Origin of the sequence: Paucibacter sp. KCTC 42545 (assembly GCF_001477625.1) — a bacterium.
Lineage (GTDB): Bacteria > Pseudomonadota > Gammaproteobacteria > Burkholderiales > Burkholderiaceae_C > Paucibacter_A.
This window is the reverse complement of record NZ_CP013692.1, coordinates 1,427,476-1,439,624: the sequence shown is the minus strand read 5'-3', so window position 1 is coordinate 1,439,624 and position 12,149 is coordinate 1,427,476. Positions and strand designations below refer to the sequence as shown.

Sequence of the window (12,149 nt, the reverse complement as noted above, 5' to 3'; positions counted from 1 at the left end):
GGGCTTGAAGGCTGCTTGCACTCAGAATTATGAAAACGCTTTCAAGCGTACTAAAACGATAAATTCCGAGACATCCATGCCACACCCTTGCAGACGCCGATTGCTGGCTGCCGCCGCGCTGGCGCCAGTCACCAGCCTCGGCCGTGCCGCCTCAAGCGCAGCGCCGCAGCGCTTGGTGATCGCCGCCTTTCCGATGGTGGACCAGATCATCAAGAGCGCCCTGCCCGCCTGGCGCGACGCGCATGGCGGCATTGAGGTCGAGGTGATCAGTCGCCAGTACGACGACCACCACACCGCCATGACCACCGCCTTGTCCTCCTCCAGCGGCGGCCAGCACCTGCCGGATGTGATGGCGCTGGAGACCATGTATATGGGCCGCTTCTCGCTGGGCGCGGGCTTGCAAGACCTCTCGGTCGCCCCTTATCTGGCCGAGTCGGTGCGTGATCGCTTTGTGCCTTTCGCCTTTGAGCAGGCTCGCAATCGCAGCGGTGCTGTGGTGGCCTTGCCGACCGATATCGGCCCCGGCTCGCTGTTCTACCGAGTCGACCTGCTGCAACGCGCCGGCCTGCACATCAAGGACTTGTGCGAGAGCTGGGAGAGCTATGTACAAGCCGGCGTGCAACTCAAGGCCCGCACAGGCGCCTACTTGTTCGCCCATGCCCGCTACCTGAAAGACATCGTGCTCTTCGCCAGCACGCCCGCCGGCCAAAGCATTTACTTCGACGCCCAGGGCCGCCCCAGCATCACTTCGGCGCACTTCCAACGTGCATTCCAACTGGCGCAGCAATCGCGCCAACTGGGGCTGGACGCCATCGTCGACACCTGGCGCAATGACTGGAGCGAACATCTGCGTCGCGGCCGTCTGGCCACCGAACTCACCGGTGCCTGGATGGCCGGGCAATTGGCCAATAGCGTGGCGCCCGCGACCAAGGGCTTGTGGCGGGTGGCGCAGCTGCCGGGCCAGAGCTTTGCAGGCTGGGGCGGTACCTATTACGCCATTCCGCGCCGCTCCGATCCGGCCAAGAAGGCGCTGGCCTGGGACTTGATCCAGCACCTGACGCTGAACCGCGACCTGCAACTGCGCGCATTCAAAAGCCAGGACGCTTTCCCGGCCCTGCTCTCGGCCCATGAAGACCCGTTTTTCGACGAGCCAGTGGAATTCCTCGGCGGCCAGCGGGCACGCCAGCTGTGGCGCGAGGCGGCAAGGCGCATTCCGGCTCGGCCGCTGCACCGCCAAAACAAATTTGCCGAAGAGGTGGTCAATGGCGAGCTGGACAACGTGCTGATCTACGGCAAAGCCATTCCCCAAGCCCTGGCCGACGCACAGGCCTTGCTGATGCACCGCGCCACACGATGAAGCTCCCATCACGCCATCAGCATCGCCCTCGCCGCCACTGGCTGCCCGACCGCTGGGCGCCCTATCTCTTGCTCAGTCCCTTCTTGCTGCTGTTCGCGGTGTTCGGCCTGTTCCCGCTGCTGTTCTCACTGTGGATGGCCTTCCAGAGTTGGGAGCCGACCGCCGGCCTGGAGGCCATGCGTTTTGTCGGCAGCGAGAACTTCACCTTTGTGCTCGGCGACGCTTGGTTTTGGAAGTCTTTGCAAAACACCTTGTGGCTGGCGGTGGTTTCGGGCGTGCCCCAGCACTTGGTGGCCCTGCCCCTGGCGGTGTTTGTGAACCAGGCTTTCGGACGCCATGGCCATGCGGTATCGGCCGCCTACTTCTTGCCCTACATCACCTCGACGGTGGCCATCGCCATGATGTTCACCTCGCTGCTGTCCACCGACTACGGCCTGATCAATGTGGTGCTGCACAGCGTCTTCGGCATGGAGCCGATCAACTGGCTGTGGCAGCCGCAGACCCTCAAGCCTGCGGTGGCCATGGTGGTGTTCTGGCGCTATCTGGGCTTTAACCTGGTGCTTTATTTGGCCGCGCTGCAAACCATTCCGCGCGACCTGTACCAAGCCGCAAGGCTGGATGGCGCCGGCGCCTGGGCGCAGTTCCGCTACATCACCTTGCCGGCGCTGCGGCCCATGATTTTGTTCGGCGTCACGCTGAGCATCATCGGCGGCATGCAGCTGTTCGAGGAGCCCTTCATCCTCACCAGCGGCCGCGGCGGCCCCGGCCAAGCGGCGATGACGGTGGCCATGTATGTCTATCGCCTGGCTTTTGACTTCAGCGACTTCGGCGCCGCCAATGCCATCTCCTGGCTGCTATTCGCGCTGCTGGTGCTGATCACCTGGCTGACCAATAAAGCCTTCAAGGAGAGACAGGCATGAAGGCCACGCCATCCCGCCTGGCCGCCTATGCCGTGGTCGTCTGCGGTGCCCTGCTGATGCTGGCGCCCTTCTACTTCATGTTCGTGTTCGCCACGCAATCGAACGCGGCCATCTTCAATGTGCCGCCACCGCTGTGGTTCGGCGGTGAGCTGGAACGCAATATGGCCACGCTGACCAGTCGCCTGCCCTTTTGGCGCAACCTCGGCTGGAGCTTGTATGTGGCCTTGATGTCCACCGCGCTGACGCTGCTGTTTTGCTCCATGGCCGGCTATGCCTTTGCGATGCTGGAGTTCCGCTTCAAGCAGCCGCTCTTTCTGCTGGTGATGGGCACGATGCTGGTGCCGCCCTTCATGACCATGATTCCTAACTTCATGGTGATGGACGCTTTAGGCTGGATCGACACCCACCGCGCGCTCTACATCCCCGGTGCCGCCAGCGCCTTCGGCATCTATCTGATGCGCCAATTCGCTGCCGCATCGGTGCCGGCCGAGTTGCTCAAAGCCGCGCGCATCGATGGCTGCAGCGAACTCGGCATCTACTGGCATATCGCTCTGCCGCTGATGCGCCCGGCCTTGGGCACCCTGGGCTTGATCACCTTCATCGCGTCCTGGAACAACTTCATGGCGCCCCTGGTGGTACTGCGCAATGCCGACAACTACACCCTGCCGCTGGCCCTGCGCGGCCTGCAAAGCACCGTCAACACCGAGTGGGGCGCCATCATGGCCGGTTCGGCCATTGCGACCCTGCCCCTGATCGTCCTCTTCGTCATTTCCTCCCGCCAACTGATCGCCGGATTGACCGCCGGCGCTGTCAAGTAATGCAAGCCACTCACATGCACCAGCAATTTCCCGCCGACTTCCTGTTTGGCGTCGCCACCAGCAGCTTCCAGATCGAAGGGGCCGTCCATGAGCACGGCCGGGGCGAGTCCATCTGGGATCGTTTCTGCCGCCAGCCCGGCGCCATCGCCGATGCCAGCAATGGCGACATCGCCTGCGACCATGTGCATCGCCTGGAAAGCGACCTCGATCTGATCGCCTCCCTGGGCGTCAACTGCTACCGCTTCTCCATCGCGTGGCCGCGGGTGCAAGCCCTGGGCCAGGGCGCCTTCAGCAGTGAAGGCATGGATTTTTACCAGCGCCTGGTTGACGGCTTGCTCCAGCGCGGCATCAAGCCCGTCGCCACGCTCTACCACTGGGATCTGCCGCAAGCGCTGCAAGACCAAGGCGGCTGGGCCAACCGCGAGACGGTGCACCGCTTCGTCGACTACGCGCGCCATGTGCAAAAGCAGCTGGGTGACCGCCTGCACATGATCTCCACCCACAACGAACCTTGGTGCGCCGCCACCCTGGGGCATGACGTTGGCATTCACGCGCCCGGCATCAAAAACCGCGCGATTGCGGCGCAGGTATCGCATCACCTGATGCTCAGCCACGGTCTGGCGCTGCAGGCCATGCGCGCCGATGGCGCCACGGCCAATCTGGGCATCGTGCTGAATATGGGTCCCAGCGTGCCGGCCTCACCTATGCCCGAGGACATCGCCGCCGCCCGCCGCGCCGACGCCCTGAGCCGCCGCTGGTACAGCGACCCCTTGCTGCGCGGCCTCTACCCGCAAGAGATCATCGAGGAACTGGGCGCCGAAGCACCCAAGATCGAAGCCGGTGATATGGCCGCCATCCAAACGCCCATGGACCATATGGGCATCAACTACTACACGCGCCATGTGGCACGCGCCTCGGGTGAACTCTGGAGCGCACGCGCCCACGGTCTGCCGGTGTCAGAAATGGAGTGGGAAATCTACCCCGAAGGCCTGACCGACATCCTCTGCCTGATGAAGGCCGACTACCCGCATCTGCCGCCGGTCTTCATCACCGAGAATGGTGGCGCCTTTCCAGATGCAGCCATCGCCGACGGCCATGTGCAAGACCTGGATCGCAAGCGCTATTTGCAAGAACATATTGCCGCCCTGGCCATGGCGCGTGAGCGCGGTGTGCGCGTCGATGGCTATATGGTCTGGAGCCTGATGGACAACTTCGAATGGGGCTATGGCTATGCCAAACGCTTTGGCATCGTGCATGTCGACTACGACACCCAGCAGCGCACACCCAAGGCCAGCGCGCTTTGGTACCGCGACTTTCTGAGCCAATGGCGCGGGCTGAAGCCAGTGAGCGGCCAGGCATGATGCAAGCGTCCCGGCTATCCATGACCGCGCCGAGACTGCTGCGCCCGCTGATGTCTGCTGTGCTGGCCGCCTTGGTCGGCTGTGGTGGCGGCAGCGTGGGGGCAACGCCGCAAGGCGCTTCTCCAGCCGCAGCTCCCGCAGCGCCTGCAGCATCCACTTGGGCCCTGCTCTGGTCGGACGAATTCGACGGCCCGGCCGGCAGCAGCCCCAACCCGGCCTTCTGGAACCATGACCTGGGCAACCAGGAGAACAATGGCTGGGGCAACCACGAGTTGCAGTACTACAGCGCCTCAAACCGAAACAGCTTTATCGATGGCAAAGGCTTCCTGGTTTTGAAGGCCGAGCCCAGTGCCGACGCCGGGCTCTGCTGGAACAGCAAGCCTTGCGCTTACACCTCCGCTCGCATCCAAAGCCAGGGCAAGTTCAGCTTCACCAACGGCAAGATCGAGGCCCGCATCAAAGTGCCCAGCGGCCAAGGTCTGTGGCCGGCCTTTTGGAGCCTGGGGGCAGACAAGCTGCCCTGGCCGGAAGTGGGCGAAATCGACATCATGGAGTTCGTAGGCAAGACGCCCAATGCCGCCTACGGCACGGCCCACGGCCCCGGCTACTCGGGCGCCCAAGGCATAGGCAAGCCTTTTGAATTCAAGCAAGCGGTGGCCGAGGACTTCCATGTCTTCAGCATCATCAAGCGGCCCAATGAAATCATCTGGTTGATTGACGGCCAGCAATACCACCGCCTCACACCCGCGAGCTTACCGGCCGGCAGCAGCTGGGTGTTTGAGCGACCCTTCTACTTGATTCTGAACCTGGCCGTCGGTGGCGACTGGCCAGGCTCGCCCGATGCCAGCACCGCCTTCCCCGCTCAGATGAGCGTGGACTGGGTGCGCGTCTACAAGGAAAACTGAATGTGCCCCCATATTTTCCGCAGCGACCCGCATCTCGATAGGGGCAGCAATTGAGCCAAGTTCGCATCCAGAATCTGAACATCAGCTTCGGCGCCCATACCGTCATCCCGAAGTTAGACCTTGAGGTCCAAGCCGGCGAATTCCTCGTGCTGCTCGGGCCCTCGGGCTGCGGCAAGTCCACGCTGCTGCACAGCATCGCCGGCCTCATCGCCATCACCGGCGGCAGCATTCATATCGACGGCCAAGACATGAGCCACGCCCAGCCCAGCGAACGTGGCCTGGGCATGGTGTTTCAGAGTTATGCGCTCTACCCGCATATGAGCGTGCGCGACAACCTGGCCTTTCCGCTGCGCATGGCCGGCCAGTCCAAGGCCGAGATGGACAGCCGCATCGCCAAGGCCGCCGCCATGCTGCAGCTGGAGCCCTTGCTGGATCGGCGACCCGCCCAACTCTCGGGCGGCCAACGCCAGCGCGTGGCCATTGGCCGCGCCGTGGTGCGCGAGGCGGACTTGCTGCTGCTGGACGAGCCCTTGTCCAATCTGGACGCCAAGCTGCGCACCGAGCTGCGCCGCGAACTCAAGCAGCTGCATGCACGCCTGGGCAATACGATGATTTACGTCACCCACGACCAAGTCGAGGCGATGACGCTAGCCACCCGCATCGTCGTCATGCACCAAGGCGAGATCCTGCAAATTGGCAGCCCGGCCGAGGTCTACGAGCGGCCGCGCAGCCTGCGCGTGGCCAGCTTCGTGGGTTCACCGACCATCAATCAATTCCAGGGAGATCTGCACCAGGGTCAGTTCAACGCCGGCCCGCTGCAACTCGGCGGCCCCAAGGGAGTGACGGAATCGGGGCAAATCAGCCTCGCCGTGCGCCCGGAAGATGTCTTGATCGGCGCCGATCAGCCCTTCAGCGCCAAAGTGGATTTGGTGGAGCCGCTGGGCAACCAACATCTGCTGTGGATGTCCGCCGGCGAGATCAGTCTGTGCGCGGTCTTGCCGGGCCAAGCCACCCTGGCCGCCGGTGATGCGGTGCGCTTCGGCTTCGATCCGCAGCGCCTGCATTGGTTTGACAGCCAGGGTCAGCGAATCGGCAATTGAGCGCAGGGCTGGCTGGCAATGAGAGCGGTGGCATGATGCGCGGCCCTCAAGCCCACTTCATGCCCCACTAGCGCCCGATGCCACCCCACGCCAACGCCCTCCCGGCAACCCACGCTGCCCATGTAGCCCATGTAGCCCATACGGGCACCCGCCTGCAAGGCCTGGACACCTTGCGTGCCCTGGCCATTTTTCTGGTCTTCGCCGCCCATTACATGAACTTCGTCACCGGCCGGCCGACTTTCGGCTGGGCCAGTGAGGTCGGCTGGGTCGGGGTGGACCTCTTTTTCGTCCTGAGCGGCTACTTGATCGCCAACCAGATCTTTGCGGGTCTGGTGCGCGGGCAAACGCTGTCGCTGAAGAATTTCTACGCGCGCCGCTTTCTGCGCACCTTGCCAGTCTTCTATCTCGTGCTGGCGGCCTACTTTGCCTTCCCCGCCTTCATGGGCGGCAAGACGCCGCCGGACTTGTGGCGCTTCCTCAGCTTCACCCAGAACTGGCAATTGCAGCCCGGCACCGCCTTCTCGCATGCTTGGTCGCTGTGCGTGGAAGAGCAGTTCTATCTGCTGCTGCCCGCCGCCGTTTTGCTGGCACGGCGCTGGGGCAAAGGCCGCTTGGCCTTGGCTTGGCTGGCGATTGCGGGCTTGATTGGCCTGGGCATGCTGGCGCGCCACATCTTGTGGGGCCGTTATGGCCTGGAGGCGGGTGGTGCCGTGCAAGGCTACTACCCCAATCTCTACTACGCCACGATCGCGCGAGCCGACGCGCTGCTGCCCGGCGTGGCCGTGGCCCTGCTGAAGAACTACCACCCCGGCGCCTGGGCGCGGGTGCAGGCACGCGGCCAATGGGTGCTGGCGGGCGGCCTGCTGGCCTGCGGCGCGATGACGTATGGGCTCTTGACGGGCTATTACATCGAGGGCTATGGCTACGGCTGGGCCATGAGCACGTTTGGCTATTCACTCAACGCCTGCGCCTTCGCGATTCTGTTGGCCGCTGCCCTCAGCCCCGTCTCCAGCCTGGCGCGCCTGCGGGTGCCGGGGGCGGCGTCCTTGGCGCTGTGGTCCTATTCGATCTACCTCACCCACAAGGCGGTGATGTTTGCCTTGCCCAAGCATTTGCAGCCCTTGGGGCTGGAGCGGCAATCGGGCCTGATGCTGCTGGCGGTTGCGGCCGTGTCGGTGGGCCTGGGCTGGCTTTTGTATCGCTGTGTTGAGCTGCCCTTTATGCAATGGCGTGACCGGCTGGTGCCCAGCAGCTTTGCCGGCCCGCACCTTGATGTGACGGGCAGCAGCGCCCCAATGAGTCAAAGCCGCTTGGCCTGAATTGGCCCATCCGCACCGGCAACGTTCTATCCGTCCGAAGGTGCAGTTGGTCGCTCAGGCGCTGGCAGATTTGTTCATCACTCGGACACTGGCAGCCTCTCGGGTCGCAAGACCTGACCCCACACTTATCCGAGCGACATCACCATGACACTTCTGCACCGCGCCACAGCCAAAAAATCGAATACCTCAGCGACGTCGTCGACGCTGCGCCAAGCCCTCGGCCGACACCTCGCCATCGTTGCGGGCGCCAGCCTGGCCCTGCTGAGCGGCTGCGCGGTGATCGTTGCCCCCGACCATGATGGCAATATGAAGATGCGCCACGTCGGCGGCAAGACCAAGTTCGAATGCCGCCAGAGCGGCAGCGGCGAGTGCCATTACGCGCTCTACACCAGCCAGTGCAAAACCAGCGAGAGCAATAGCGGCAAGCCGGCCACCACCTGCACACATCAAATCGTCGAGCAGTTCAAGCTCAGCGAAGGCCAGACGCGTGAGTTCAGCGATCTGCCCAGCGGCTACAAGCAGTGCATGAAGACCAGCCAAGCGCCGGAAGTGCCCAACTGCAACTGAGGCCAACGAGGCACCTGAGGCACTAAGGCCTCAGGCACGCAGCCTCAATCAATCACCCAGGCCGACGTAGACGTTCTGCACATCGTCGTGCGCGTCGATGGCGGCCAAAAAGGCTTCAACTTCTTCCATTTCCGCGGCACCCAGGCTGAGCGGATTCTTGGGCCGATAGCCCAGCTTGGCGGAGTGCACGGTGAAGCCGAAGTTGGGCAAGGCGCGGCTGACCAGATCCAGATCGGTCGGCTCGCTCAGGAACAGGAAGGCGCCCTCCTCGGCCGGCTGCACATCTTGCGCGCCGGCTTCGATGGCGGCCTCTTCTGCGTCCACGCCGGCGCGGCTGGGTTCGGCTTCAATCATGCCCACATGATCGAACTCCCAGGCCACCGAACCGGATGATCCCAGCTGCCCTTTGCGGAACAGCACGCGGATCTCGGACACGGTACGGTTGATGTTGTCGGTCAGGCATTCCACGATCACCGGCACGCGGTGCGGGGCATAGCCTTCGTAAGTGACATGGTCAAAGTGCACCGCCTCGCCCAGCAGACCAGCACCTTTTTTGATCGCCCGCTCCAGCGTTTCACGCGGCATCGAGACCTTGCGGGCCGCTTCCACCACCATGCGCAGGCGCGGGTTCATATCGGGGTCGGCACCGTTACGGGCCGCGACCATCAGCTCCTTGCTGAGCTTGCCGAACAGGCGGCCACGTGCATTGGCGGCCAAGTCTTTATGTTTTGCTTTCCACTGTGCGCCCATTTTGGCGACTCCTGCGTCTTGTCATTGAATGGACGCAACTGTAAGTGATGAAGCGCGCCCGGGCCTGCCGCTCAGCTGCGCAAGACCTGGGCCTCGCCACGCCAGCGCCCCGGCGCCGCCGGGAAAACCTCGGCCAGCGCGGCTTCGCTCAAGCCCAGATGGCTTTGCAGAATCGGCCGCAAGACCTGGCGGAAGTCTACCGCCACGGCCAAGTCGCGCCCATCCACCAGGGCCGAGCTTTCCAGCCCCGGCCATTCACCCAACATGCGCCCGCCGGCCACCGGGCCACCCAGCAGCCAGATCGCATTGCCACGGCCATGGTCGCTGCCCAAGGTGCCGTTTTGATGCACGGTGCGGCCGAACTCGCTCATCACCACAATCACCGTGTCCTGCAAAGCCGGGCCCAGGCCCTGGCTCAGCGCCTGCAGCCCTTCGCCCAAGGCCTTCAGGCGATTGGCCAGCTGGCCTTGCGCAGCACCTTGATTGATATGGGTGTCCCAGCCGCCCACCGCGGTGAAGGCGAGCTGGGTTTGGCCGTCGTTGCGGATCAGCTGCCCGAGCCGGCGCGCATCGGCCGCGAAGGAGCGCGCCGAGGGCGCACCCGCATCGCCGCTGGCATTCATGGCCGGCTCCCGCTCCCCGGCCATGCTGCGCTGCATTTGCCCGCGGCCCGCCAGCGCGGCCTGAAAGCTGGCGCCCAGCTTGGCGTCTCCGGCGTACAGGCGCTCCAGGCCTTGCTGCAGATCGGCTTGGTCAATGGCTTTACCGGCCAAGGCCTTGGGGCCAAGCCCCAGGCTGGCCACAGCGGCGGGGCCGGCAAAAATGCGCGGCGGCGTCGCGCCCATGGCCACGCCACGCGTCGGGCTGGCCGGCCCGGGCAGTTGGCCGAGCAGGCGATTCATCCAGCCGCTGGGCGTGCTTTTGAGCCCAGGCGTGCCGGACTCCAGATAGTCCTGCGCATCGAAGTGCGAGCGTGTGGGGTCGGGCGAGCCGCTGGCATGCACGAAGGCCAGGCTGCCTTGATCCCAAGCCGGCTTCAAGCTCAGCAAGGCCGGGTGCAGCGCGAACAGGCTGTCGAGCTTGAGCGCGGCACCCTCTGCGCTGCCGGGCGGCACCAGGGCCAGGTCAGGTCGCGCCGGGGCGTAGTTGCGGTCTCCTACCGGCGCTACGACGCTCAGGCCATCCACCGCGCCGCGCAGCATGATCACCACCAACTTGCGCTGGCTCAGTGGGCTTCCGGCCGCAGCGCCGGCCCAGGCCTGGGGCAAGCCGGCCAGGGTCCAGCCGGCGGCCAGGGCGCTGGCTTGCAAAAAGCGCCGCCGTGGGCTGGGGGTTGGCGTCTGATCGTTCAAGTCACTCTCCTCGTTCGTCTATGCCTGTTCGCTGCCTGCAAAGAAATACTCAGCAACGCATGAAGTCGGGGCTGCCCAAGGCCAGGGCCACTTGCATCGCCAAAGGCTCTTTGGCGATGGCCGTGCGCGTGTCCGCGCTGAGCTGCGCGAACAAGCCGCCATGCGCGGCCAGGCCCGCCGCATCGCCAGATCGGGACAAGCGCTTCGCCAGGTTGCCGGCCAGTTGCACCCGTTGGGCCAGGGCATCGGCATTCATCCAGGCGGCCGCCACCGCCTTGTAGCCGTCCGGCGTCTGCGCGCCGTACAGCGGCATGCCTGCCTGGGCCAACCAGCCCAGCAAGGGCCCGACTTCGGGCGCATTGACACCCAAGGCACGCAAGCTGGACAGCAGGTATTGGTAAGGCGTCTTGAACTTGGCGCCAATGTTGGCGGATTGCCAGAACTCCTCGGCTTCCACCAAGCTGCGCATCAGGGCGCGCAAATCACCCCGGCTCTCCAGAAAGCGGGCCTGCAGGCGCTGCACCAGGGCGGGCGGCGGCGCATCGGCCACAAAGGCCTGGGCCAGCTTGAAAGCGATATGGCGTGCGGTGGCCGGGTGGGCCGCCAAAACGTCCAGAGCCATCTCGCCTTCCGCTCGGCCAGCGGGCGGCACGCTGCGGCCCAACCATTGCTTGCTGCCGCCGTCATGGCGGCGCGGGTCGAACTCAAACAAGTCGGCGCCATTGGCGCCTCCGCCTTCAATCACCGCTCGGCGGTAGTTCACCGTCCAGCCTGTGAAGATGCGCGCCAGCTCGGTGACATCTCGCTGGCTGTAGCCACCGTCCACGCCCAGCGTGTGCAGCTCCATCAATTCACGGGCGTAGTTTTCGTTCAGACCGGTGGGGCGGGCGGCAGCAGGGGGGGCTCCGGGGGCAGATTGCAGGGCACGCGCTGGCGGGCGATAGCCGGGGGCCACGCTCAGCACATTGTCCAGATAGATCAACATGGCCGGATGCTTGGCCACCGCCCCCAACATCTGGCGGAAGTTGCCCAGCACATGCGGGCGAATGGCCTCGCGCTCGTAGCTGCCCACCAAGACACTCACCGGCCCCTTGCCAACAAAGACATTGAAGTGGTTGAACCAAAAGTCCACCAGCACTTCCTCCAGCTGGGCCGGGCTTTGCAGGGCCCGCCAGATCCGCTGACTGCTGGCCTCCAGCACCACGGGGCGAACGAACTCGCGCCGGGCGTTCTGGGCCTCGGCCGGCTCGGCCTTGTTAGCTGGCTCACCCGTGCCTGGCGCGGCCGCCTGGCGCTTGGCCTCGCGGCCTGCCTTGGCGGCTTGGCGAAAGCGGCTCAGCAACTCGCCCTGGCTGAGCTGCAAGGTCGGCATGGCGGCCAATTGGCCCTGCAGTGCGGGCGGCAAGTTGAGCGGCGAGCCACCCAGTTGTTGGGTGAGGAAGTCTTGCAGCCAGGCCTGCGGGCCCTGGCTGGCGATGGCCGCGACGTCCACGGCTGTTGGGCCGAAACCCAGGCGATTCAAGGCGTGCAACGCGCCCTGCTGGCCCGCATGTGCCTGACCGGCGGGCGGCACCGCCGGGCTTGTGGACTTGGTACCCATGCTGCCCTCGGCCCGCAAAGCCAGACTTGGCAGCAGACTCATTCCTGCCAGCGCTTGCAGGCCTTGCCGTCGGTTCAACATCCTGCCTGTCCTTTCATAT

11 protein-coding genes are annotated in these 12,149 nt (G+C 64.7%); 8 read left to right on the top strand and 3 right to left on the bottom strand.

Annotated features, from left to right (window positions below):
- Nucleotides 1-76 precede the first annotated feature (76 nt).
- From AT984_RS06395 to AT984_RS06360, 8 genes are all read left to right on the top strand, one after another.
- On the top strand, nucleotides 77-1,357 hold the full coding sequence (locus AT984_RS06395; RefSeq protein WP_058719382.1) for an ABC transporter substrate-binding protein: 1,281 nt from the start codon (nucleotides 77-79) through the stop codon (nucleotides 1,355-1,357).
- Complete coding sequence (locus AT984_RS06390; RefSeq protein ID WP_058719381.1) at nucleotides 1,354-2,277, top strand: carbohydrate ABC transporter permease; 924 nt, start codon at nucleotides 1,354-1,356, stop codon at nucleotides 2,275-2,277. Before AT984_RS06395 ends, AT984_RS06390 begins: the two co-directional genes overlap by 4 nt.
- Nucleotides 2,274-3,095, top strand: a complete 822-nt coding sequence (locus AT984_RS06385; RefSeq protein ID WP_058719380.1) for a carbohydrate ABC transporter permease — start codon at nucleotides 2,274-2,276, stop codon at nucleotides 3,093-3,095. The genes AT984_RS06390 and AT984_RS06385 overlap by 4 nt, the downstream gene beginning before the upstream one ends.
- Entirely contained in the window at nucleotides 3,095-4,456 is a 1,362-nt protein-coding gene (locus AT984_RS06380) for a GH1 family beta-glucosidase (protein WP_058719379.1), read from the top strand. The genes AT984_RS06385 and AT984_RS06380 overlap by 1 nt, the downstream gene beginning before the upstream one ends.
- Before the next feature lie 20 nt (nucleotides 4,457-4,476).
- Nucleotides 4,477-5,361 carry a glycoside hydrolase family 16 protein gene (locus tag AT984_RS06375; RefSeq protein WP_058719378.1) on the top strand — a complete coding sequence of 295 codons (885 nt, stop codon included), beginning with the start codon at nucleotides 4,477-4,479 and terminating at the stop codon, nucleotides 5,359-5,361.
- A gap of 50 nt (nucleotides 5,362-5,411) precedes the next feature.
- Complete coding sequence (locus AT984_RS06370) at nucleotides 5,412-6,461, top strand: ABC transporter ATP-binding protein (RefSeq protein ID WP_058719377.1); 1,050 nt, start codon at nucleotides 5,412-5,414, stop codon at nucleotides 6,459-6,461.
- A 77-nt stretch (nucleotides 6,462-6,538) separates the two neighbouring features.
- The gene (locus AT984_RS06365; RefSeq protein WP_082679830.1) at nucleotides 6,539-7,780 is read left to right on the top strand and encodes an acyltransferase family protein; all 1,242 of its coding nucleotides are present in this window, start codon (nucleotides 6,539-6,541) and stop codon (nucleotides 7,778-7,780) included.
- A 144-nt stretch (nucleotides 7,781-7,924) separates the two neighbouring features.
- Entirely contained in the window at nucleotides 7,925-8,347 is a 423-nt protein-coding gene (locus AT984_RS06360; RefSeq protein ID WP_058719376.1) for a hypothetical protein, read from the top strand.
- Nucleotides 8,348-8,395: 48 nt separating this feature from the next.
- On the opposite strand, the gene AT984_RS06355 is transcribed toward AT984_RS06360, so the two are convergent.
- From AT984_RS06355 to AT984_RS06345, 3 genes are all read right to left on the bottom strand, one after another.
- Nucleotides 8,396-9,097, bottom strand: a complete 702-nt coding sequence (locus AT984_RS06355; RefSeq protein WP_058719375.1) for a YebC/PmpR family DNA-binding transcriptional regulator — start codon at nucleotides 9,095-9,097, stop codon at nucleotides 8,396-8,398.
- A gap of 71 nt (nucleotides 9,098-9,168) precedes the next feature.
- A complete protein-coding gene (locus AT984_RS06350) occupies nucleotides 9,169-10,449 on the bottom strand; it encodes a DUF1501 domain-containing protein (RefSeq protein ID WP_082679829.1) in 1,281 nt (426 codons plus the stop codon).
- A gap of 49 nt (nucleotides 10,450-10,498) precedes the next feature.
- Complete coding sequence (locus tag AT984_RS06345; RefSeq protein ID WP_197418259.1) at nucleotides 10,499-12,091, bottom strand: DUF1800 domain-containing protein; 1,593 nt, start codon at nucleotides 12,089-12,091, stop codon at nucleotides 10,499-10,501.
- Nucleotides 12,092-12,149 lie beyond the last annotated feature (58 nt).